The sequence below is a fragment of the Haloarcula salina genome, assembly GCF_010119195.1.
In the GTDB taxonomy this organism is placed as follows: domain Archaea; phylum Halobacteriota; class Halobacteria; order Halobacteriales; family Haloarculaceae; genus Haloarcula; species Haloarcula salina.
Genome location: NZ_WRXL01000003.1, coordinates 525782 through 545839, shown reverse-complemented (window position 1 = coordinate 545839; position 20058 = coordinate 525782). Strand labels below are relative to the sequence as shown.

27 protein-coding genes are annotated in these 20058 nt (G+C 68.5%); 14 read left to right on the top strand and 13 right to left on the bottom strand.

Annotated features, from left to right (window positions below):
* Positions 1 to 2 precede the first annotated feature (2 nt).
* Positions 3 to 1016 (top strand): PAS domain-containing sensor histidine kinase, encoded by a 1014-nt coding sequence (locus GM656_RS11180; protein ID WP_162413741.1) that lies wholly within the window; start codon positions 3 to 5, stop codon positions 1014 to 1016.
* A 41-nt stretch (positions 1017 to 1057) separates the two neighbouring features.
* Here GM656_RS11180 and GM656_RS11175 read toward each other — a convergent pair whose 3' ends face one another.
* The 8 genes from GM656_RS11175 to GM656_RS11140 form a co-directional block, all read right to left on the bottom strand.
* Positions 1058 to 1285 (bottom strand): DUF7470 family protein, encoded by a 228-nt coding sequence (locus GM656_RS11175; RefSeq protein ID WP_162413740.1) that lies wholly within the window; start codon positions 1283 to 1285, stop codon positions 1058 to 1060.
* A gap of 38 nt (positions 1286 to 1323) precedes the next feature.
* Positions 1324 to 1734, bottom strand: a complete 411-nt coding sequence (locus tag GM656_RS11170; RefSeq protein ID WP_162413739.1) for an SCP2 sterol-binding domain-containing protein — start codon at positions 1732 to 1734, stop codon at positions 1324 to 1326.
* A 58-nt stretch (positions 1735 to 1792) separates the two neighbouring features.
* Positions 1793 to 2683: a DMT family transporter gene (locus tag GM656_RS11165; RefSeq protein ID WP_162413738.1), complete on the bottom strand. Its 891-nt coding sequence runs from the start codon at positions 2681 to 2683 to the stop codon at positions 1793 to 1795.
* Positions 2684 to 2801: 118 nt separating this feature from the next.
* Entirely contained in the window at positions 2802 to 3524 is a 723-nt protein-coding gene (locus tag GM656_RS11160; RefSeq protein ID WP_162413737.1) for an ABC transporter ATP-binding protein, read from the bottom strand.
* Positions 3521 to 4333, bottom strand: a complete 813-nt coding sequence (locus GM656_RS11155) for an ABC transporter ATP-binding protein (RefSeq protein WP_162413736.1) — start codon at positions 4331 to 4333, stop codon at positions 3521 to 3523. Before GM656_RS11155 ends, GM656_RS11160 begins: the two co-directional genes overlap by 4 nt.
* Entirely contained in the window at positions 4326 to 5435 is a 1110-nt protein-coding gene (locus GM656_RS11150) for a branched-chain amino acid ABC transporter permease (protein WP_162413735.1), read from the bottom strand. Before GM656_RS11150 ends, GM656_RS11155 begins: the two co-directional genes overlap by 8 nt.
* Complete coding sequence (locus tag GM656_RS11145; protein ID WP_162413734.1) at positions 5432 to 6349, bottom strand: branched-chain amino acid ABC transporter permease; 918 nt, start codon at positions 6347 to 6349, stop codon at positions 5432 to 5434. Before GM656_RS11145 ends, GM656_RS11150 begins: the two co-directional genes overlap by 4 nt.
* A 29-nt stretch (positions 6350 to 6378) precedes the next feature.
* The gene (locus GM656_RS11140; protein ID WP_162413733.1) at positions 6379 to 7707 is read right to left on the bottom strand and encodes an ABC transporter substrate-binding protein; all 1329 of its coding nucleotides are present in this window, start codon (positions 7705 to 7707) and stop codon (positions 6379 to 6381) included.
* A 399-nt stretch (positions 7708 to 8106) separates the two neighbouring features.
* Here GM656_RS11140 and GM656_RS11135 point away from each other — a divergent pair, with 399 nt between their 5' ends.
* Positions 8107 to 8943 (top strand): proline dehydrogenase family protein, encoded by an 837-nt coding sequence (locus tag GM656_RS11135; RefSeq protein WP_162413732.1) that lies wholly within the window; start codon positions 8107 to 8109, stop codon positions 8941 to 8943.
* Positions 8944 to 8946: 3 nt separating this feature from the next.
* Here the strand turns inward: GM656_RS11135 and GM656_RS11130 are convergent, their stop codons facing one another.
* Complete coding sequence (locus GM656_RS11130) at positions 8947 to 9666, bottom strand: helix-turn-helix domain-containing protein (RefSeq protein ID WP_162413731.1); 720 nt, start codon at positions 9664 to 9666, stop codon at positions 8947 to 8949.
* A 193-nt stretch (positions 9667 to 9859) separates the two neighbouring features.
* Here GM656_RS11130 and GM656_RS11125 point away from each other — a divergent pair, with 193 nt between their 5' ends.
* The 5 genes from GM656_RS11125 (at position 9860) to GM656_RS11110 (ending at position 13549) form a co-directional block, all read left to right on the top strand.
* Positions 9860 to 11383, top strand: coding sequence for an aldehyde dehydrogenase family protein (locus GM656_RS11125; protein WP_162413730.1), 1524 nt, complete (start codon positions 9860 to 9862; stop codon positions 11381 to 11383).
* Complete coding sequence (locus GM656_RS19515; RefSeq protein ID WP_277815052.1) at positions 11376 to 11504, top strand: hypothetical protein; 129 nt, start codon at positions 11376 to 11378, stop codon at positions 11502 to 11504. Before GM656_RS11125 ends, GM656_RS19515 begins: the two co-directional genes overlap by 8 nt.
* 134 nt (positions 11505 to 11638) lie before the next feature.
* Positions 11639 to 11926 carry a translation initiation factor eIF-1A gene (eif1A, locus tag GM656_RS11120; protein ID WP_162413729.1) on the top strand — a complete coding sequence of 96 codons (288 nt, stop codon included), beginning with the start codon at positions 11639 to 11641 and terminating at the stop codon, positions 11924 to 11926.
* Positions 11927 to 11968: 42 nt separating this feature from the next.
* Positions 11969 to 12901, top strand: coding sequence for a serine/threonine-protein kinase Rio1 (rio1, locus tag GM656_RS11115; RefSeq protein WP_162413728.1), 933 nt, complete (start codon positions 11969 to 11971; stop codon positions 12899 to 12901).
* A gap of 99 nt (positions 12902 to 13000) precedes the next feature.
* Positions 13001 to 13549, top strand: a complete 549-nt coding sequence (locus GM656_RS11110) for a KH domain-containing protein (protein ID WP_162413727.1) — start codon at positions 13001 to 13003, stop codon at positions 13547 to 13549.
* Positions 13550 to 13644: 95 nt separating this feature from the next.
* Here GM656_RS11110 and GM656_RS11105 read toward each other — a convergent pair whose 3' ends face one another.
* Entirely contained in the window at positions 13645 to 13821 is a 177-nt protein-coding gene (locus GM656_RS11105; protein WP_241692751.1) for a hypothetical protein, read from the bottom strand.
* A gap of 58 nt (positions 13822 to 13879) precedes the next feature.
* Between GM656_RS11105 and rpiA the strand changes: the two genes are divergently transcribed.
* Positions 13880 to 14563, top strand: coding sequence for a ribose-5-phosphate isomerase RpiA (gene rpiA, locus GM656_RS11100; RefSeq protein ID WP_162413725.1), 684 nt, complete (start codon positions 13880 to 13882; stop codon positions 14561 to 14563).
* A 50-nt stretch (positions 14564 to 14613) separates the two neighbouring features.
* Here rpiA and GM656_RS11095 read toward each other — a convergent pair whose 3' ends face one another.
* On the bottom strand, positions 14614 to 14781 hold the full coding sequence (locus tag GM656_RS11095; RefSeq protein ID WP_162413724.1) for a DUF1931 domain-containing protein: 168 nt from the start codon (positions 14779 to 14781) through the stop codon (positions 14614 to 14616).
* A gap of 292 nt (positions 14782 to 15073) precedes the next feature.
* On the opposite strand from GM656_RS11095, the gene larB reads away from it, so the two are divergent.
* The 5 genes from larB (at position 15074) to GM656_RS11075 (ending at position 18360) form a co-directional block, all read left to right on the top strand.
* A complete protein-coding gene (gene larB / locus GM656_RS11090; RefSeq protein WP_162413723.1) occupies positions 15074 to 15835 on the top strand; it encodes a nickel pincer cofactor biosynthesis protein LarB in 762 nt (253 codons plus the stop codon).
* Positions 15836 to 15940: 105 nt separating this feature from the next.
* Complete coding sequence (locus tag GM656_RS19670) at positions 15941 to 16090, top strand: DUF7563 family protein (protein WP_449405226.1); 150 nt, start codon at positions 15941 to 15943, stop codon at positions 16088 to 16090.
* Between the two features lie 27 nt (positions 16091 to 16117).
* Positions 16118 to 16402 carry a GIY-YIG nuclease family protein gene (locus GM656_RS11085; RefSeq protein ID WP_162413722.1) on the top strand — a complete coding sequence of 95 codons (285 nt, stop codon included), beginning with the start codon at positions 16118 to 16120 and terminating at the stop codon, positions 16400 to 16402.
* A gap of 83 nt (positions 16403 to 16485) precedes the next feature.
* Complete coding sequence (locus GM656_RS11080) at positions 16486 to 17883, top strand: phosphoglucomutase/phosphomannomutase family protein (protein WP_162413721.1); 1398 nt, start codon at positions 16486 to 16488, stop codon at positions 17881 to 17883.
* 24 nt (positions 17884 to 17907) lie between these two features.
* Positions 17908 to 18360, top strand: coding sequence for a pyridoxamine 5'-phosphate oxidase family protein (locus GM656_RS11075; protein ID WP_162413720.1), 453 nt, complete (start codon positions 17908 to 17910; stop codon positions 18358 to 18360).
* Here GM656_RS11075 and GM656_RS11070 read toward each other — a convergent pair.
* Together GM656_RS11070 and samp2 are read right to left on the bottom strand one after the other, a co-directional pair.
* Positions 18357 to 18767 (bottom strand): GNAT family N-acetyltransferase, encoded by a 411-nt coding sequence (locus tag GM656_RS11070; RefSeq protein ID WP_162413719.1) that lies wholly within the window; start codon positions 18765 to 18767, stop codon positions 18357 to 18359. The genes GM656_RS11075 and GM656_RS11070 overlap by 4 nt on opposite strands.
* A gap of 2 nt (positions 18768 to 18769) precedes the next feature.
* Positions 18770 to 18970 carry a ubiquitin-like small modifier protein SAMP2 gene (samp2, locus tag GM656_RS11065; RefSeq protein ID WP_162413718.1) on the bottom strand — a complete coding sequence of 67 codons (201 nt, stop codon included), beginning with the start codon at positions 18968 to 18970 and terminating at the stop codon, positions 18770 to 18772.
* A 78-nt stretch (positions 18971 to 19048) separates the two neighbouring features.
* On the opposite strand from samp2, the gene GM656_RS11060 reads away from it, so the two are divergent.
* Positions 19049 to 20026, top strand: coding sequence for a replication factor C small subunit (locus GM656_RS11060; protein WP_162413717.1), 978 nt, complete (start codon positions 19049 to 19051; stop codon positions 20024 to 20026).
* Positions 20027 to 20058 lie beyond the last annotated feature (32 nt).

Here is a 20058-nt window from a genome sequence, read left to right as displayed (position 1 = left end):
GCATGGAAGACAAGTGTCGGGTCCTGATGAGGGCGCTTGACACGCTCGACGACGTCTTCTACGTTTACGACGCCGACGGACGGCTCGCCTACTGGAACACGCGGCTGAACGAACTGTTCGACAAGACGGACGAGGAACTGGATGGGATGACGCCAACCGAGTTCTTCGTCGCCGAGGACCGTCCCGACGTCGAGGCGGCGCTCGCCGACATCTTCGAGCGCGGCTGGACCATCGTCGAGGCGCGGGCCGAGACGACGGAGGGCCCGGTGACGTTCGAACTCAGCGGCCAACTTCTCACCGACGAGGACGGGACGGTACTGGGGTTCAGCGGGACCGGCCGTGACGTGACCGAGCGAATGGAACGCGAGTGGCACCTCGAACGACAGAACGACCGCCTGACCGAGTTCGCGGACCTGCTGGCACACGACCTTCGAACGCCGCTCGCCGTCGCCAGCGGCCACCTCGAACTGGCGGCCGAAGCGTCGCCGTCGGAGCACGTCGAGTCCGCAAAGGAGGGGCTCGAACGCCTGGAGGCCATCATCGACGATATTCGGACCGCGACGAGAGAGGGGACGCTCGCCACCGACGAGGAGACGGTCGACGTGGCCGCGGTGGCGCGAGCGGCGTGGAATCACGTCGAGACCGGCGGCGCGGTGCTCGAGCCGCCGCCACCGATACTGATCGACGCCGACGAGAAGCGACTGCTCCGCCTGTTCGAGAACGTCTTCGCCAACGCCGTGAAACACGGACCGGCGGACGGCGAGCGCGTGACGGTCCGCGTCGAGGCGACGCCGGAGGGGTTCGCTATCGAGGACGACGGCCGCGGGATCGACCCCGAGGACCGCGAGTGGGTGTTCGACCCCGGCGCGTCGCGGGCGGACGACGGGACGGGGTTCGGCCTGTACATCGTCCGCGCCATCGCGGAGGCCCACGGCTGGGGGGTGTCCGTCACCGATGGGACGGGCGGGGGCGCACGGGTCGAGTTCGACCTCGACGCCGACACCACCGGACAGTAGCGGCAGAGACGCTGTGGACCGGATTTCAGTCGCGACGGTCGTCAAGGCATGCCGCCGCCGCCCATGCCGCCACCGCCCATCCCGCCGCCCATTCCTATCCCGAACGCGCCGAGCAGGCTGGAGACGAGGCCGTAGACGACGAGGCCGAGACCGCCGACGACCAGCGCGATACCGACGGCGACGGTCGGCGCTTTCCACGCGACGAGGCCGATGCCACCGAGCAGGACGGCGACGCCGGCGAGGCCGACGGCACCGAGTTTGTCGAGCATACCCGTGTTCGCCGGCCGCCGGGACAAAAGCCCGTCGGTCAGTACTCGAACTCGGTCTCGACGTTCTGGGCCGCGGCCACCATCTGCGCGATGGTGTCCTGCCGGCGCAGGAGCGTCATCGTGTCCCCCTCGACGGTGAAGGTCCCGTCCATCGCGGCGGCCGACACGTCGAGGTCGCCCCGGAGCATCGACACCCACTCGCCGTAGGGGCCTCGGAGCGCGAAGTCGTAGTCGGGGTCGTCGTCGGTCGCCGCGTGGGTGCAGACGCCGTCCTCGATGTCGACCCGGAACTGCACGGGGTCGCCGACGTAGGTGTCGTCGTCGCGGATCTCGAAGCAGAACGTGGCGGTGAACTCGGCGGCCGCGTCGGCGAACTCGGCCCGGTCGTTGATGCGGTCGCGCCACGCGGCGGCCCACTCGTCGGCGTCGGTCGGGAGCGTCACGGTCATTTGCAGGCGATATGGCATGGGGGGCATTTTGCGTTGTCGTTACGGTCTGAGCGCGCCGTCAGGACCGCGCCCGTCCGACGACCACGACGGCGGCGAGCAAGAGCGTCCCGCCGACGAGGAACCAGGGGCCGACGCGCTCGCCGAGCAGGGCCGCGCCGAGGGCCGTCCCGACGAGCGGCTGGGCGACGAACAGCACCGACACCGTGCCCGCGTCGACGTATTCGAGGCCCTTGTACCAGAGGTACCACGCCGCCGCCGTGGCGAAGAAGCCGAGGTAGGCGACGGCGGCCAGCACCGCGGGGTCGGTCGGGAGCGACGACAGCGGCCGGTGCAACAGCCACAGTTCGCCGGCCGCGAGAAGCGCCAGCATCGGGGTCGCGGTGACGCTGGCGTAGGTCGCGGTCTCCAGCGCGGAGAAGCGCGCGACGAGCGGCTTGCCCCAGACGGTGTACCCGGCCCAGGCCACGCTCGCGCCGAGCAGGGCGGTGACGCCGGCCGGGTCGAGGCTCCCGTCGAGACCGCCGTCCGCGACGACGAGCGCGGTCCCGACGGTCGCGAGCCCGACGGCGGCGACCTTCGCGCGGGTGAGGCGCTCGTCGACGACGACGGCGGCGAGCAGGAGCGTGGCGACGGGCGTCGCGACGGTCAGCAGCGACCCCTGGCTGGCCGTCGTCAGGTCCGTCCCGACGAACTGGGTGACGATGGTCGCGGTGACCAGTGCACCGAGGCCCGTGAAGCCGCGCCAGTCCGTCCGCGTCGGCGTCCGGGTCGCGCCGCTGTGGGCGACGACGGCGACGAGCGCCACCGCGCCGAGGGCGACGCGCAGGAACCCCAGCGTGACGGGCGGAATCGCACCGAAGCCCCACTTGCTGACGACGTACATCCCGCCCCAGATGACCGCCGCCGCGAGCGGGGCGAGGACGCCGAGTATCCGTTCCGGCCAGGTCATCTCACTGCCTCGCTACTGTCGGTACGACGTGTGCCGCTCATAAATGCAGAGATTCGGAGATCGACGTTCGTGAAGGGGGTGTCGGCGAGCGATTCGTGTCGCGGGACCCGACGGGGCGTCAGTGCCGCGATTCCCCGCCGAGATAGAGCCGGGAGACCTCGGGGTCGTCGAGCAGCGACGCGGCGTCGCCCTCGAACTCGACGGAGCCCTGGTCGAGGACGAACCCGCGGTCGGAGATGCCCAGGCCCTCCCGGGCGTTCTGCTCGACCATCAGGATGGAGGTGCCGAGTTCGTTGACCGTCACCACGTCCTCGAACACCTCCGCGGCGGTGTTCGGAGCCAGCCCGGCGCTGGGCTCGTCGATGAGCAGCACGTCGGGCTCCATCACGAGCGCGCGAGCGAACGCGAGCACCTGGCGCTGGCCGCCCGAGAGCGTCTTCGCCTTCGCGGTGCGCTTCTCGTCGAGGATCGGGAACCGGTCGTACAGTTCGGTCACGACTTCTTCGAGGCCGCCGTCGCGGGCGACGCCGCCCATGCGGAGGTTCTCGTCGATGGTCAGCGAGCCGAACACGTTCTCGGTCTGTGGCACGTAGCCGACCCCGATGCGGACGATGTCCTCTGGGGCCATGCCGCCGATCTCGCGGTCGCCGAGACGGACCGAGCCGGTCCAGGGCTCCAGCATGCCGAACACCGTCTTGAGGACGGTCGACTTGCCGGCCCCGTTCGGGCCGACGAGACAGGCGATCTCGCCCTCTTCGAGGGTCAGCGAGAGGTCGTCGAGCACCTGCACCTCGCCGTAGCCGCTGTCCACGCCCTCGACGGTGAGAATCGGCTGGCTCATTCTGACGGCCCTCCGAGGTAGGCGTCGATGACGCGCTCGTCGCTCCGGACCGCCTCCGGCGGCCCCTCGACGAGGACGCTGCCCTGGTTGAGGACGATGATCGGGTCGGCCAGTCGCATGATGAAGCTCATGTCGTGTTCGATGATGAGGAAGGTGATCCCCTCCTCGTTGAGTTCTTCGATGAAGCCGGCGAGCTTGTCCGCGAGGACGGGGTTGACCCCGGCGACGGGCTCGTCGAGCAAGAGCAGGTCCGGCTCGGCCATCATCCCGCGGGCCAGTTCGACCAGCTTCATCTGCCCGCCCGAGAGGTCCGTCGCGGGCTGGGTCGCGAGGTCGCCGATCTCGAAGCGCTCCAGCATCTCCTGGGCGCGTTCGAGCGAGCGCCGTTCCTCGCGCTCGACGGTCGAGGGCGACGTGAACAGCGGGACGATCGACTCGCCGGTCTGGTCGTGGGGACCGACCAGCAGCGCCTCGCGGACGGTCATGTCCTCGGGCTTGCGCGGCGTCTGGAACGTGCGGATCATCCCCTGGTCGGCGATCTCGTGGGGCTCCTTGCCGGTCACGTCGACGCCGTTGACCGTGACTCGGCCGCCGTCTGGCTCGTAGAAGCCCGACATGAGATTGAACAGCGTCGACTTGCCGGCCCCGTTCGGGCCGATGAGGCCCGTGATGGAGCCGCGCTCGACGGCGATCGAGGCGTCGTCCGTGGCGACGAGGCCGCCGAATCGCTTCTCCAGGCCCTCCGCGAGGAGGACCGGATCGGCCTTGTCGAGGACGGGGCCGTCGGAGACGAGGGACTGCTCACTCATCGCCGTCACCCCGCATTGCGTCGGGCCAGATCAGCTCGCGCTCCGGCGGGAGGATGCCCTCCGGCCGGAGCCTGACGATGAGGATGATGAGCAGGCCGACGAGCATCAGCCGCAGCGGGGCGGGGCCGATGGGGAGCTGGACGGCGTCGTTGAGAAAGCGCGTCCCCTGCTGGATGGCGACGATGGTGAAGCCGCCGAGCATCGCGCCGCGGTCGCTACCGGTCCCGCCGAGGATGACGGCGACCCAGACGTAGAACGTCGTGATGGGCTGGAGGTCCGGCGGGCTGACGTACAGCACGAGGTGGGTGTAGAAGACGCCCGCGAGCGCCATGATGAGGCTGCCGATGACGAACGCCTGCATCTTGAACGCGAACGTGTCCTTGCCGAGCGTCTCGGCGAGGTCCTCGTCGGTCTTGATCGTCCGCAGGACGCGGCCCCACGGCGAGCGGTGGATGCGCCGCAGGAAGAGGTAGACGCCGGCGACGAACGCGCCGACCAGCACGAGGTTCAGCAGCCCGGTGATGACCGGCTGGCGCATGTAGAAGAGGGCCGTGCCGCCGACCTGGAACACGTAGGGGTAGCTCAGGTCGCCGAGCACCGGCCAGTCGGCGAAGAACAGCGGGATCCCGGTCAGTCCGGCGCTGCCGGCGGTCCACTGGTTCTCGTTGAGGATGAAGATGCGGACGACCTCCGCGAGGCCGAGCGAGGCGATGGCGAGGTAGTCGTCGCGAAGCTTCAGCGTCGGATAGCCGATGAGCACCGCGAGGACCGCGGCGAGGAGGAGGCCGCCGAACAGCGCGATGACCGGGCTGACGTTCCCCGAGATCGGCGAGGAGTTCGCCGTCAGGAGCGCCGACCCGTACGCGCCGAGGCCGAAGAACGCCGCGACGCTGAAGTTGATGAGCCCGCCGTAGCCCCACTGGACGTTCAGCCCCATCGAGAGGAGCATGTACATCGCCGACAGCGAGACGAGATACAGCAGGTACGCCGGCGCGAGCACGCCGGCGACCACGGCGATCAGCAGGAGCACGCCGATCCCGCCGAGCAGGCCCGCGACGCCCTTCTCGCGGGCGGAAAACGCGCCCACGTCGAGCGCGCTCACGTCAGATCACCCGCGATGCCGCGCGGTTTGACGAGCAGGACCGCCACCATGATAACGAAGGCGATGGCCGGCGCGTAGGCGGTCCCGATGGGAATGCCCACGTCGCCGAGCAGCGGCGTCAGCTCGTGGATCATGCCGATGAGGAGACCGCCGAGCATCGCGCCGTAGACGGAGCCGATGCCGCCGACGATGACCGCGGCGAAGACGACCAGCAGGATGCCGAAGCCGATGCGCGGGTCGAGCTGGCTGTACAGCGCGAGGAAGACGCCGCCGGCCGCGGCCAGCGCGCTCCCGATGACCCACATCACGAGGATGACGCGGTCGGTCCGGATCCCGCTCACGCGCGCGAGGTCGGGGTTGTCGGCCGTCGCGCGCATCTTCCGGCCAAGCGTCGTCCGCTGGAGCAGGAAGTGCAGCGACCCGACGAGGACCGCCGCGCTGACCACGATGGCCACGTCCCGCTGGGTGATCGCCACGTCGAAGTTCTCCAGCAGGAACGGGATCGGTCCGCTGCGCGTGATGTCGTACTGCAGGAAGTCGGTCCCGAAGACGCCCATGAGCGACGCCCGGTAGACGAACGCCACGCCGATGCTCGTGATGAGCAGGCCGATGGAGTCCGTGTCGAGCGGTTCGTAGACGGCCAGGTGCGTCAGGACGGCGATGGCGGCCGCGAGCGCCATCCCGACGAGCAGCGACACGTAGAACCCGAGCGGCAGCCCGAGCAGCGACCCGCCCATGCCGCCGAAGAGGCCGAACGCGACGAAGGCCCCGTACGCGCCGACGGTCATCGTGTCGCCGTGGGCGAAGTTCGCGAAGTCGGCGATGCTGTAGACCAGCGAGAGCCCGATGCTCCCGAGGATGATGATGCTACTGTATACCAGCCCGTTCGCCAGGTACTGTAATATCTGCGCCATTAGTGAGAATGGGGTGGGTGGTGTCCGCCTCAGCCCTCGATGGTGCCGGCCGACTCGTAGGCGTGGTCCACGACCTCGAAGATCTGGAGGAAGCCGACCGGATCACCGTTCTCGTCGAGGTCGATGGGGCCGCTGACGCCGGTGTAGTCGACGTCGGACGGACTGCCGCCCTCGGCCAGAATCTGGTGGGCCTCCTCGTAGGAGGTCGCCTCCTGGCCCTCCGGGCGGGTCACGTCGCGGACGACCTCGCCGAGCGCCGCGCCGGTGAACTCGTCGGCCGCCTGGATGGCGAGGGCGCTGACGACCACGGCGTCGTAGGCGTACGCCGACCACGACGTGGGCTCCTCGCCGAAGCGGCTCTCGAACTCCTCGACGAAGGCCTGGTAGTTCTCTGCGTCCTGCGGGACGCTGGGAACGACGGCCTTCATCCCGTCGAGGCTCCCCTCTGGCGCGGCTTCGAGGACTTTCGGCCCCTTGACGCTGTCGCCGCCGTACCAGGCGGCCTGGTCGGTCACGCCGAGGTCGAACGCCTCCTGTGACATCGTGGCGAACTCCGGCTGGTACGTGAGGAACACCCACGCGTCGGCGTCGGTGTCGGCCATCGAGGAGATGACGTTGCTGTAGGAGGCCTTCCCCTGGTCGTGGGGCTCGTTGTAGACGATTTCCCCGTCGTAGCTGTCCACGAAGGCCTCGCCGAGTGACTCGCCGTAGCTGTTGTTGATCCACGCCATCGCGACGCTGCCGTGGCCGTCGTCGCTGACCATCTTCGAGAGCGCCTGGGCCTGCGTCGCGCCGGTCGGCGGCATCCGCAGGAGGCCCGGGAGGTCTGTCAGCGACGGACTGGTGCTGTTCTGGCTGATCTGGACCACGTCGGTGTTCTTGACGACGCTCTCGTAGATCGCCGTGCTGACACCGCTGCCGACCGTCCCGATGAGCAGCGGGACGCCCTCCTGGTTGACGAGCGTCTGGGCCGCGCTGACCCCGCCCTGGCTCGTGCTCTGGTCGTCCTGCTGGGAGATCGCCAGTTCGCCGCCCTTGACGCCGACCGCGTTGACGGCGTCGAGCGCGATCTCCTTCCCGCGCTGGTTCCGCTGGCCGAACGCCGACAGCGACCCCGAGAGGCTGTCCACCATGCCGATGGTGTAGGTGTCGCCCCCGGACGCCGTCGAGCCGTCGGTGGACTCGCCGTCGCCGCTTCCGCCGTCACCGCTTCCGCCGTCGCCGCTTCCGCCGTCGCCGCTGGTGGCGCTCTCCTCGGGCGCGCCACCGGAACAGCCGGCGAGGCCGACGAGTCCCGCGCTTGCGGCGGCTTTGATTACGCTACGTCGGTCGATCGAACGGTCTTCGTGGTCGTTCATAGGATTCTGCTGTTCTGTTACGTAACACCATGTATAACCCTGTCCCCGTCCATGGTAGGTTGCCCGTTCTGTTCGCTCGTTTACACGGTTATCGACCCCCGCTACGACCATTATTTAAGATCGAGTGTAAATTCGATCTAATAGCACACAAACCTAAAGTCTACATGATTAATCCTGTTATAATGCCGCGAGGTGTGGAGAATCGTACCGGGATACGCGTAGATCGCGTGCGCCGGGAGCGTGGTTGACCAGGCGAACGGAATCAACGGAGCGACGCCCGTGCGTTGCCGTGCGGGCGGACGGCGTCACTTCGGCGCAAGGGACTTAATTTCGTCATAATATTCAAGATATTTTTGGTAGGGTGTTTGTTTAGGCCGATATAGCGGTTCATAGTCGACAATGATCCCCCCGATCGCGAGTAATTTCGTCGCCGGGAAGTCGGCTCCGCAGGCGCTCGACCACGTCGCGTCGCTGAACGACGACGGCGTCAACGGCATCCTGAATCTGCTGGGCGAACACTACGAGGAGCGGCCGCCGGCCGACGAGGACGCCGACGCGTACGTCTCGCTCATCGAAGACATCGCCGGGAGCGGACTCGACTGCTGCGTCTCGGTCAAGCCGTCCCAGATCGGGCTTGACGTGGGCGACGAGGTGTTCGTCGACAACCTCGAACGCATCGTCGCGGCGGGCGACGACCACGGGGTATTCGTCTGGGTCGACATGGAGGACTACACCACGACCGACGTGACGTTAGACGCCTACGAGCGACTGGTCACGGAACACGACGGCGGCGTCGGCGTCTGCACGCAGGCGAACCTCAAGCGCACGCCCGAGGACCTCGAACGGCTCGCGCCGCTGCCCGGGAAGGTCCGGCTGGTCAAGGGGGCCTACGCCGAGCCCAAGAGCGTCTCCTACAAGCAGAAAGAGCGGGTCAACGAGGCCTACGAGGACTGCCTCGAACTGATGTTCGAGCGGTTCGAGGGCGGCGTCGCCGTCGGCAGCCACGACCCGGCGATGATCGACCACGCGCGCGCCCTCCACGACGAGTACGGCACGGAGTACGAGGTCCAGATGCTGATGGGCGTCCGCGAGGACGCACAGCGCGACCTGGCCGCGGAGGGCGTCCCGACGTGGCAGTACATCCCATACGGCGAGAAGTGGTTCTCGTACTTCTACCGGCGCGTCCGCGAGCGCAAGGAGAACGCCCTGTTCGCGATGCGCGCGGTCCTGAGCTGAGTCTTACCGCGGGTCCGGGTCGAGCAGTTTCGCCTCGGCCTTCCGGAGGTGTTCTAACAGCGTCGTCTTCGAGACGCCGAGTTCCGACGCGAGTTCCCGCGTCGAGATGCCCCGCGGCCACGCGTAGTAGTCCTCCTGACGGGCGAGTTCGAACGCCTCGCGCTGGCTGTCCGAGAGGCGGTCCATCCGCCTGAGTTGCTGGGGGTTGCCCCCGCCGGCCGAGGTGATGCGCGTCACCTCGATGTCGGCGTCCTGTTCCTCGCGGATCTCGTCGATAGCGGCCTCGGCCTCGTCGCGCGTCCCGGGGAAGAACACCGGCCAGTGCTCGCGGCCGTGCCGGACGCGGACGGGGTCGTTGTGGATGAACCCGCGCGACAGCAGGCTGTCGCTGATGGTGTTGTCGGGGTCGTACTCGACGAACAGTTCGCGCGTCGTGTTCCCCGGCGGCGACCCGGTTCCGGTCGCGCCGTGGCGCTCGCGCAGTTCCAGCACCGACTCGGTCAGCTCGGAGTCCCGCGTCGCCTCGATGAGCGCCTCCACGTCGTTGATGCTGTCCGCGTACGCGGTGAACAGCCCCTTGACGTTCTGGTTCTGCGTGTTGTACACGCCGTGGGCGAGCAGGCCAGCGGCCGTCTCGTCGGTGACCTCGAGCGTCCAGCACTTGGGGTGCCAGATGCTCAGCGTCAACTGGAGCCCGCCGTCGTCAGTCTGTGACTCACTCATGATGCCGTCCCTCCCAATCGAGGGATACTACGAACAGTCACGCTACGGATGCCAATAAACCTAGTGTTCATAAGGGAAACACCGACCATGGTAGATTCGAGGGGCGGTTCGGCGTCGTCCACGGCGAGGGATCCGGCGACCCCTGACCATGGACGGGGGAACCTATTGGTGTGACTAGCGTACAGTACGGATCATGAGCACTGACGACTCACGGAAGCACTACATCGACGGCGAATGGACCGCCGGCACAGGCGACGAGACGTTCGCGAGCCGGAACCCCGCGACCGGCGGGGAACTGGCGTCGTTCCACCGCGGCACCGAAGACGACGTCGACCGCGCGCTGGCCGCCGCGGAGGACGCCTACGACGAGTGGCGCTCGCTCTCGCACATCGACCGCGCCGAGTACCTCTGGGAGATCTATCACGAGCTTCGCGACCGCCACGAGGAGCTGGGCGAGATCGTCACGAAGGAGTGCGGCAAGGAGATCAGCGAGGGCCTGGCCGACGTGACCGAATCCTGGCACATGGTCGAGTGGGCCGCCGGCAACGCCCGCCACCCCCACGGCGACGTGGTCCCCTCGGAGATCGCGAGCAAGGACGCCTACATGCGCCGCAAGCCAAAGGGCGTCGTCGGCTGTATCACGCCGTGGAACTTCCCGGTCGCCATCCCGTTCTGGCACCTCGCCGTCACGCTGGTCGAGGGCAACACCGTCGTCTGGAAGCCCGCCGAGCAGACGCCGTGGTGCGCCCACATCGTCGCGGAGATGTTCGAGGACGCGGGCATTCCCGACGGCGTGTTCAACCTCGTCCAGGGCTACGGTGACGCCGGGAACGCCATCGTCGAGGACGACCGCGTCGAGACGGTCCTCTTTACGGGAAGCGCCGAAGTCGGCCACAAGATCGCCTCGAAGGTCGGCGGCCAGCCCGGCAAGATCGCCGCCTGCGAGATGGGCGGGAAGAACGCCGTCGTCGTCAGCGAGCAGGCCGACCTCGACATCGCCGTCCACTCGGCCGTGATGTCGAGCTTCAAGACGACCGGCCAGCGGTGTGTCTCCTCCGAGCGCCTCATCGTCCACGAGGAGGTCTACGACGAGTTCAAGGAGCGCTTCGTCGACGTCGCCGAGGACATCGCCGTCGGCGATCCGCTGGAGGAAGACACCTTCATGGGCCCGCTCATCGAGGCCGGGCAGGTCGAGAAGTTCGAGAAGTACAACGACCTCGCCCGCGACGAGGGCGCGAACGTCCTCGTCGACCGCGCCGACCTCGACGCCGACGAGATCCCCGAGGGCCACGAAGAGGGCCACTGGGTCGGTCCGTTCGTCTACGAGATCGACTACGACGAGGACTTGCGCTGCATCAACGAGGAGGTCTTCGGCCCGCACGTCGCCCTGCTGAAGTACTCCGGCGACTTCGACGAGGCCCTGGAGATGCACAACAGCGTCGACTACGGCCTCGCCGGCGCGATCATCTCCGAGGACTACCGCGAGATCAACCAGTTCCGCGACGAGGCGGAGATCGGCCTCGCCTACGGGAATCTCCCGTGCATCGGCGCGGAGGTCCACCTGCCCTTCGGCGGCGTCAAGAAGTCCGGCAACGGCCTCCCGAGCGGCCGCGAGGTCATCGAGGCCGTCACCGAGCGCACCGCCTGGACGCTGAACAACTCCAAGGACATCGAGATGGCACAGGGCCTCTCGGCGGACATCATCACCGATGAGTAAGTCAGTCCAGCCGCCGGAGATCGGCTCCGTCTGCCCGCGCTGTCGGGCCGAGACGACCACGTCGAAGGGCATCGAGACCTGCACCGACTGCTCCTGGGTCGGCTGTCTCGGCGCCGACTAACGGTCGGCAACGGCATCGGGCTCTGTCCGAGACGGCCCGGCACACGTCTGTCCCACCCCGTGGCGGCGGTCTCGGACTCGATTCGCGGTCGGAATTTTCCAAACCTTAAACCTCTCCCCGTCGAAGTACCGACCATGAGCGACAACGACAGCAGAAAGAACCTCCGCATGCCGGAGGACGACGAGGTGTTCGCCGTCGTACTGGACATGCTTGGCGCGAACCGCGTCAAGGTACGCTGCATGGACGGGGTCGAGCGCACCGCCCGGATTCCGGGCAAGATGCAAAAGCGCATCTGGATCCGCGAGGACGACGTGGTCCTCGTCGAACCGTGGGACTGGCAGGACGAGAAGGCCGACATCACCTGGCGCTACGAGAAGCAGGACGCGGACCAGCTCCGCGAGGAGGGACACATCAAGGAGTAGCGCTCGCATGCACGTTGCCGCGGCGCAGACGGGGGCACTAGCGTGACCGAGGGACAGTTCGGCCTGCTGGACACCGACGAGGCCGACGCACCGGGCGACGAGTGGGAGGAACTCGACGTCTCGGACACGGAGGCCGACCGCATCGCACGCAAGCGCGACCGCGAGTTCAGCGAGTTCCGCAAGCGCATCAAGGACGCGGACCAGTTCAAGGTCGAGGCCAGCGTCTTCGACGACGCGACCTACGGCGCGCTGTACAAGCTCGTTCAGGACGGCCACATCGACGCCTTCGGCGGCCCGATCTCGACGGGGAAGGAGGCCAACGTCTACACCGCGCTGTCCGGCGACGAGGAGGTCGCGGTCAAGGTCTACCGCATCAACGCCTCGGACTTCACGGACATGCGGGGCTACCTCGACGGGGACCCCCGCTTCGAGGGCATCGGCTCGGACAAGAAGAAGGTCGTCACCGCGTGGGTCCGCAAGGAGTCCTCGAACCTCAAGCGCGCCCGTCGGGCCGGCGTTCGCACGCCCGAGCCCATCGCCGTCGAGCGCAACGTCCTCGTGATGGAGTATCTGGGGACCGAGGAGGGACGCGCCAAGCGGCTCAACGAGGTCCACATCGAGAACCCCGAGACCGCCTACGAGGTCGTCAAGGAGTACGTCCGGCGGCTCTACGACGCCGGCCTCGTCCACGGCGACCTCTCGGAGTACAACGTCGTCTTCCACGAGGGCCAGCTGTACATCATCGACCTCGGACAGGCGGTGACCATCCACCACCCCAACGCCGAGGAGTTCCTCGAACGTGACTGTCGCAACGTCGCGAACTTCTTCGCCAGGCAGGGCGTCGACGCCACGCCCGAGGACCTGCTCGCGTACGTCCAGGAGTACGCGACCCCCAAAGACAAGGACGACACCGCGCCGGGCAGCGACGACGACGCCGTGCCGCAGGGGACCCCCGCGGACCGCCGCGACGAGTGAGCGGCGGCGCGGACCGCGGTCGCGAACGGCGTTCGGGGCGGACACGGGCCCGACGCCGAAGTTTTAAACAGGCTGAACCTCCTACGGGGACGTATACTTATGCAACACGTGAAGATTCCGCAGGACCGGATCGGTGTGCTGATCGGCGAGGGAGGTGAGACGATGCGCGAGATCGAATCGCGAGCGGAGGTTCGGCTCGACATCGACTCGGAGGACGGAACGGTCAAAGTCGAGTCCGTGGGCGACCCCGTCACCGGGCTGAAGGGGCCGGACATCGTCAAGGCCATCGGCCGCGGCTTCGCGCCGGACGACGCGCTGGCGCTGCTCGACGACGACCTGATGATGTTCGAACTCATCGACATCGAGGCCGCCTCGCGCAACAAGAACGACTTCCGCCGCCAGAAGGGGCGGCTCATCGGCGAGGGCGGCCGGACGCGCGAACTCATGCAGGAGCTCACCGGCGCGGCCGTCGTCATCTACGGCTCGACGCTCGGTATCATCGGCGGCCCGGAGCAGGTCGACGCGGTCCGCGAGGCCGCCGAGATGCTGCTCGACGGCGCGCCCCACGGCTCCGTCTACTCGTTCCTCGAACGCAAGCACAACGAGATGAAACACAAGGGCCTGGAGTACCACCAGTTCACCGGGTGAGCGGTCACCGCCGGCCCCGACCCGCGTTTTCGCTGCCGCTGGCGAGCCACTGAGCGGCTGGTCTCTCGCCGTGCCGCCCGTCGAGGCTCGCGGCGCTACTGCTCCGGCGACCACTCGCAGGCCGAGCCGGTCGCCAGGTCGGCCGCGTCGACGTGTGCCGACAGACAGCCGTAGTTACAGAACTGACTCGTCGGCTCGCCGCCCGGCGTCTCGCTGAGGTACAGGGGGTCGTGGGCCTCGACCGGACGCCCGCAGAAGGTGCAGTCGGCCATAGCGGACGTTGCGGTCCGGAGAACAAACGTTTTGTCCGCGTCTGTCGACCCTGCGCACATGAAACAGGGCGGCTCCGACGCGGCGAAGCGCGCAGCGGGCGAATCGGCGGCCGAGGCGGTCGAGGACGGGATGGTCGTCGGACTCGGGACCGGGTCGACGGCGGCCCACGCCATCCGGGCCATCGGCCGGGCCGTCGACGCCGGACTGGACGTGGTCGGCGTCCCCACCTCCTTCCAGTCGCGCGAACTGGCCCGCGACTGCGGGATTCCGCTCGCGGACCTCGACGACGCGTCGGTCGACCTCGCCATCGACGGGGCCGACGAGGTGGCCGGCGGCGACCTGGTCAAAGGCGGCGGCGCGGCCCACGCCCGCGAGAAGGTGGTGGACGCGAGCGCGGACCGCTTCATCGTCGTCGCGGACCCGACGAAGGAGGCCGACGTGCTCGCACACCCCGTCCCCGTGGAAGTCCTCCCGATGGCCCGCTCGACGGTGGCTGAAGCGGTCGAGGCCCTGGACGGCGACCCGGACCTCCGCCGGGCGGCGCGCAAGGACGGTCCCGTCGTCACCGACAACGGGAACCTCGTGCTCGACTGCGACTTCGGCGCCATCGAGGACCCGGCGGCGCTCGCTGGACGCCTGTCAGAGACGCCGGGGGTCGTCGCTCACGGCCTGTTCGTCGGGCTGGCCGACGAAGTCCACGTCGGGACCGACGACGGCGTCTCGGTCAGGGATTTGCGATAGCCGTCGCTGGCGGATCGGCTCGCTGCAAAAAAACGTCGTGCTGAACGACCTTACAGGTCGCGCGGCTGGACCGTCTTGCGGTCGTTCTCGTCGGCTCGGCGGGCTGCGTCCTGGAGCAGCTCCTCGACTTCCGCGTCGAGCGCGTCGTAGAAGTCGGACGCTACGTTCATGTCGCTGAGCTCTTCCTTAACGGCGGCTTTGACGATTAGGTCTGCCATACAGACGAGGCATCCGCGGGGGTTGCTTATATACTTTCTCCAATCGGTTCGCTCTCGCCGGTATTCGCGGCAGTTTGAGGCGATATTCGGTCTTCGACCCCTTATAAATCAGCCATTTTGTCGGCTTAATTCGGTCATAATATCCGTTTCGGCCGGAAACAGACGGCTGTGGCGGCCTGTCTCCGATCGTGGGCCGCTCGCGCGCGCTCCCCGAAAAGGGCGAGTCGGGCAGGCACTCGAACGACGACCGCGGACCGACGGATAGGAGTAGCCGGGCCGCCGACTGACCCACATGCGCGACATACTCGACGCGATCGCGGCGGGCGACCTCTCTCCCGCCGAGGCCGAAGCGTCGCTTGCAGGCTACGCGACCAGCGGGGCCGGGCGGTTCGACGCGGCGCGCGAGGAACGGGCCGGCGTCCCCGAGGCCATCCTCGCGGACGGCAAGACGCCCGCCGAGGTGGCGGACCTGGCGGCGACGGCCATCGAGACGACGGGCCGGGCGCTGGTGACGCGAATCGGCGACGAGACGGCGGCGGCCGTACAGGAGCGACTGGCGGCGGCCGTCCCCGAGGCGACCGTGCGGTGGGACGACCGCTCGCACTGGCTCGTCGCGACCACGCCCGACTTCGAGCGACCCGACCTCGACGCCGCGGTCGGCGTCGTCACCGCCGGCACGTCCGACGCCGTCCCGGCCGGCGAAGCCGCGCTCGTGGTTCGGGAAATGGGCGCGTCTGTGACCCGCATCGACGACGTGGGCGTGGCCAGTCTCGCCCGGACGATCGACGCCGTCGACCGCCTGCGCGACCAGGACGTGCTGATCATCGCCGCGGGCCGGGAGGGCGCGCTCCCGACGGTCGTCGCCGGCCTCGTGGACGTGCCGATCATCGGCCTGCCGGTCTCGACCGGCTACGGCCACGGCGGCGAAGGACAGGCGGCGCTCTCGGGGATGCTCCAGTCCTGTACCGCCCTCTCCGTGGTCAACATCGACGCCGGGTTCACCGCCGGCACGCAGGCCGGCCTGATCGCGAGACAGCTCGACGATGCGCGGTGACAGTTCCGAGGAAATCGGGAGAGGATACCCAACCATTTGGGTAAACCGTTATGCGTCCGTCACGCATAGTCACAGGTGTCGGCGGTGGTGTCGCCGACGAACACGATGCCTGAATGTGACCATTGCGGCGCGCACGTCTCGGACCAGTTCGCCCGGGTGTTCGCGGATCAGCGCGGACACATCAGGGCTTGCCCGAACTGCTCGGCGAACGCTGGCATCGCCGAGGTATCGAGAGAGCGCGCCCACCAAGCGTGAGGCCCGCTGGGCCGACGGGATCGTGCGATGACCACCACGCGGAGCCCCCATTACGTGTACGTCCTCCGGTGTAGCGACGGAACGTTTTACACCGGATACACGACCGACGTCGAGCGTCGCGTCCGGGAACACGACGCGGGCGAGGGCGCGAAGTACACCCGCGGACGGACGCCCGTCGAACTCGTTCACGTCGAGTCATTCGAGTCGCGGTCGGCGGCGATGAGCCGCGAGTACGAGGTCAAACAGCGCACCAGAGCGGGCAAAGAACGACTCGTCGAGTCGAGCGACGCCGAAGACGCGTTCGATCCCTGAGTGCCGGGTGACGCGAACGCGACAGAAACCGCCTGCCGCCGCGGCGGGCGTGATTTTTTGACCCGTCCCCGAGAAGCGGCGGTATGGCACACGACGCGGATGTCGACGCGGACGCGATCGCCTTCGGAACCGACGGGTGGCGGGCGACGCTCGACGTCTTCACCACGCCGCGGGTACGGATGGTGGGACAGGCGGTCGCCACGACGCTCTCGGAGCGCGGCGCGACCGGAACGGTGGCGATCGGGTACGACGCCCGCGAGACCTCGCCGGAGTTCGCCGACGAACTGGCCCAGGTGTTGCGGGCGAACGGCTTCGACGTGCTCCTGCCCGAGCGAGACACGCCGACGCCGGTCGTCGCGTGGACGGTCAAGGACCGCGACCTCGCCGGCGCGCTCCAGATCACGGCCAGCCACAACCCCCCGGAGTACAACGGCGTGAAGTTCATCCCCGGCGACGGGTCGCCGGCGCTCCCGGACTGGACGGCCGCCTTCGAGGAGAACCTCGCCGTGCTCGACCCGCTGCCAGAGGACGAGTGGGGCGAGCGAACGGAGGCGGACCTCGTCGCCCCGTACCGCGAGCACGCGCTGTCGTTCGTCGACGCCGACCTCGACGGCCTCCCGGTCGCCTACGACGCGCTGTACGGGAGCGGGCGCGGCGTCACCGACGACCTCCTCGCCGCCGCCGGGGCCGACGTGACGCGACTCAACTGCGAGCAGGACCCCGAGTTCGGCGGCGGGTCGCCCGAGCCGTCGGCCGAGAACGCCGAGGGACTCGTCGAGCACGTCTGCGACGGCGACGCGGCGCTCGGCGTCATCAACGACGGAGACGCCGACCGCATCGGCATCGTCACGCCGGAGCGGGGCTACCTCGATCCCAATCTGTTCTTCGCCGCGATGTACGACTTCCTGCTCGAGGACGCGTCGGGCGACGTGGTCAGGACGGTGTCCACGTCGAGCATCGTCGACCGGGTCGCCGAGGCCCACGGGCAGGCCGTCCACGAGGTCGCCGTCGGCTTCAAGTGGGTCGCCGAGGCGATGGCCGACCACGACGCGCTGTTCGGCGGCGAGGAGTCGGGCGGCTTCGGCCTGCCGGCCCACCTCCGCAACAAGGACGGCGTCATCATGGCGCTGGCCGCGGCCGCCGCCGAGCGCGAGGAACCGCTCGACGAACGCGTCGACCGCCTGCTCGCCGAACACGGCGAGATCCACCAGGACCGCATCAGCGTCGACTGCCCCGACGACCGGAAGGAGGCCGTCCTCGCGGACCTCGAAACGGCCCTCCCGGACGCCCTCGCCGGCGTGGCGGTCGACGGCGTCAACACCGTCGACGGCTTCAAGATCCGCCTCGAAGACGGGACGTGGGTGCTCGTTCGCCCCTCGGGGACGGAGCCGAAGCTCCGCGTGTACGCCGAGGCCGGCAGCGACGAGCGCGTCGGGGAACTGCTCGACGCCGGTCGGGACCTGGTCGAACCCCTCGTTTAAGCCCGCGGCGCGCGTCGTCGGCGCATGGACACCGACATCGCGTTCGCCTACACCGAGGGGATACCCGACGACGTCGTCCGCGACCGCCTCGAATCGACCGTCGGGGGCGTGCTCGCGCTGGCCGACGGGGACGACGCGTACGCCTTCCCGGTGTTTCACCACTTCGAGGACGGGTCGCTGTACTTCCGTCTCGGCGAGGCGGCCGACAGCGAGAAGTCCGCCTACCTCGACGCCACCGAGACGGCCACGTACGTCGTCACGGAAACTGAGTCGACGCCGGACGCCGAGGCGTGGACCGGCTGGAGCGTCGTCGCCCGCGGGCCGATCGCGGCCGTCCCCGACGGCGACCCGGCCTACGAGGCCGTCGAGATCAACGAGCGCTACGCGCCCATCAGAATCTTCGACGAGCCGACCGACGAGATGGACGTGACGCTGTACGAACTGGAAATCGAGGAGCTGACCGGCCGGCAGAACTAGCCTGTGGTGCGGTAGCGCGTCCCGCGAAATCGGTCGGTGTCGTCACTGAGCGGTTCCACGTCGAACCCCAGTCGCTCGTAGAACGGCCGAACGCCGGCATCGAAGTCGGCCGTGAGCCGGTCCCGGCGGTCGAGCGCGGCCTCGACGAGCGCCGTGCCGATGCCCTGGCCGCGGCGACGGCGGCGGACCGCGACGGCCGCGACGCGGTCGCCGTCGAGGACGAGCGCGCCGAGGACGCGGTCAGTTCCGGACTCCGAGTCGGTCCGGGCGTCGCCCGAAACCGCGACGAGCGTCCCGTCGCCTTCGATGCCGGCCCGGACCGTCGCCACGTCGATTTCGAGGACCGCGCCGTCGAGGACGTTCATCACGGCCGGTAGGTCGCCCTCGGTGGCCTCGCGGACGCGCATCGCTACCCGCCCTTGATGAGGCGCACGACGCGGACGCGGTCGGCCGCGACGGGCTGGTCGGTCGGCACGTGTTCGCCGTCGACGAGGACGGACACCTCGTGGGGGCTGAGGTCGACGGGCGCGAGCAGGTCTGCGTAGGTCGCGTCCTCGTCCACCTCCAGTTCGTGGGTGTCCTCGCCGGCGATGTCGACAGTGACGCGCATGCCCGGCATTGGCCGCCGACGCACCTGAGACTGTCGACTCTCGGGGGGTTTAAGGCCGGGCCACGCCTCGATTCGCCCATGAGCGAGGCCGAGTCCGAGTCGCGGGCGGGACGCGAGGAAGTGTGGATCGAGAAGTACCGCCCCCAGACCCTCGACGACGTGATGGGCCACGAGAACATCGTCGGTCGCCTCCAGAGCTACGTCTCTCGCAACGACCTGAGCCACATGCTCTTTTCCGGGCCGGCGGGGACCGGGAAGACGACCTGCGCCACGGCCATCGCCCGGGAGCTCTACGGCGAGGACTGGCGCGAGCACTTCCTCGAACTGAACGCCTCGGACGAGCGCGGCATCGACGTGGTCCGGGACCGCATCAAGAACTTCGCGCGGACCAGTTTCGGCGGCCACGAGTACCGCATCATCTTCTTAGACGAGGCCGACGCCCTCACTTCTGACGCCCAGTCGGCACTGCGCCGGACGATGGAGCAGTTCTCGAACAACGTCCGGTTCATCCTCTCGTGTAACTACTCCAGTCAGATCATCGACCCGATCCAGTCCCGGTGTGCGGTCTTTCGCTTCTCGCCGCTGGCGGACGACGCCGTCGCCGAGGAGATCCGCCACATCGCGGGCGAGGAGGGCATCGAGCTGACCGACGACGGGCTGGACGCACTCGTCTACGCCGCCGACGGGGACATGCGCAAGGCCATCAACGGCCTCCAGGCGGCCTCGGTCAGCGGCGACACGGTCGACGAGGAGGCGGTGTACGCCATCACCTCGACGGCCCGGCCGGAGGAGATCCGCGAGATGGTGCAGTCGGCCCTCGACGGCGACTTCACGGCCTCTCGAGCGACCCTCGACCGGCTGCTGACCGAGGAGGGCATCGCCGGCGGCGACATCATCGACCAGCTCCACCGCTCCATCTGGGAGTTCGACGTCAGCGACGCGGCGGCCGTCCGCGTGCTGGAACGCGTCGGCGAGACCGACTACCGGATCACCCGCGGCGCGAACGAGCGGGTCCAGCTGGAAGCGATGCTGGCCTCCCTCGCCCAGGACGAGTAGGCCGGTAACTGGCACAGACCGCATTTTCTCAC

Coding starts and splice junctions, on each gene's coding strand:
- GM656_RS11180 (WP_162413741.1), top strand. CDS start 3: ATGGAAGACAAGTGTCGGGTCCTGATGAGGGCGCTTGACACGCTCGAC.
- GM656_RS11175 (WP_162413740.1), bottom strand. CDS start 1,285: ATGCTCGACAAACTCGGTGCCGTCGGCCTCGCCGGCGTCGCCGTCCTG.
- GM656_RS11170 (WP_162413739.1), bottom strand. CDS start 1,734: ATGACCGTGACGCTCCCGACCGACGCCGACGAGTGGGCCGCCGCGTGG.
- GM656_RS11165 (WP_162413738.1), bottom strand. CDS start 2,683: ATGACCTGGCCGGAACGGATACTCGGCGTCCTCGCCCCGCTCGCGGCG.
- GM656_RS11160 (WP_162413737.1), bottom strand. CDS start 3,524: ATGAGCCAGCCGATTCTCACCGTCGAGGGCGTGGACAGCGGCTACGGC.
- GM656_RS11155 (WP_162413736.1), bottom strand. CDS start 4,333: ATGAGTGAGCAGTCCCTCGTCTCCGACGGCCCCGTCCTCGACAAGGCC.
- GM656_RS11145 (WP_162413734.1), bottom strand. CDS start 6,349: ATGGCGCAGATATTACAGTACCTGGCGAACGGGCTGGTATACAGTAGC.
- GM656_RS11140 (WP_162413733.1), bottom strand. CDS start 7,707: ATGAACGACCACGAAGACCGTTCGATCGACCGACGTAGCGTAATCAAA.
- GM656_RS11135 (WP_162413732.1), top strand. CDS start 8,107: ATGATCCCCCCGATCGCGAGTAATTTCGTCGCCGGGAAGTCGGCTCCG.
- GM656_RS11130 (WP_162413731.1), bottom strand. CDS start 9,666: ATGAGTGAGTCACAGACTGACGACGGCGGGCTCCAGTTGACGCTGAGC.
- GM656_RS11125 (WP_162413730.1), top strand. CDS start 9,860: ATGAGCACTGACGACTCACGGAAGCACTACATCGACGGCGAATGGACC.
- GM656_RS19515 (WP_277815052.1), top strand. CDS start 11,376: ATGAGTAAGTCAGTCCAGCCGCCGGAGATCGGCTCCGTCTGCCCGCGC.
- eif1A (WP_162413729.1), top strand. CDS start 11,639: ATGAGCGACAACGACAGCAGAAAGAACCTCCGCATGCCGGAGGACGAC.
- GM656_RS11110 (WP_162413727.1), top strand. CDS start 13,001: ATGCAACACGTGAAGATTCCGCAGGACCGGATCGGTGTGCTGATCGGC.
- GM656_RS11105 (WP_241692751.1), bottom strand. CDS start 13,821: ATGGCCGACTGCACCTTCTGCGGGCGTCCGGTCGAGGCCCACGACCCC.
- rpiA (WP_162413725.1), top strand. CDS start 13,880: ATGAAACAGGGCGGCTCCGACGCGGCGAAGCGCGCAGCGGGCGAATCG.
- GM656_RS11095 (WP_162413724.1), bottom strand. CDS start 14,781: ATGGCAGACCTAATCGTCAAAGCCGCCGTTAAGGAAGAGCTCAGCGAC.
- larB (WP_162413723.1), top strand. CDS start 15,074: ATGCGCGACATACTCGACGCGATCGCGGCGGGCGACCTCTCTCCCGCC.
- GM656_RS19670 (WP_449405226.1), top strand. CDS start 15,941: ATGCCTGAATGTGACCATTGCGGCGCGCACGTCTCGGACCAGTTCGCC.
- GM656_RS11085 (WP_162413722.1), top strand. CDS start 16,118: ATGACCACCACGCGGAGCCCCCATTACGTGTACGTCCTCCGGTGTAGC.
- GM656_RS11080 (WP_162413721.1), top strand. CDS start 16,486: ATGGCACACGACGCGGATGTCGACGCGGACGCGATCGCCTTCGGAACC.
- GM656_RS11075 (WP_162413720.1), top strand. CDS start 17,908: ATGGACACCGACATCGCGTTCGCCTACACCGAGGGGATACCCGACGAC.
- GM656_RS11070 (WP_162413719.1), bottom strand. CDS start 18,767: ATGCGCGTCCGCGAGGCCACCGAGGGCGACCTACCGGCCGTGATGAAC.
- samp2 (WP_162413718.1), bottom strand. CDS start 18,970: ATGCGCGTCACTGTCGACATCGCCGGCGAGGACACCCACGAACTGGAG.
- GM656_RS11060 (WP_162413717.1), top strand. CDS start 19,049: ATGAGCGAGGCCGAGTCCGAGTCGCGGGCGGGACGCGAGGAAGTGTGG.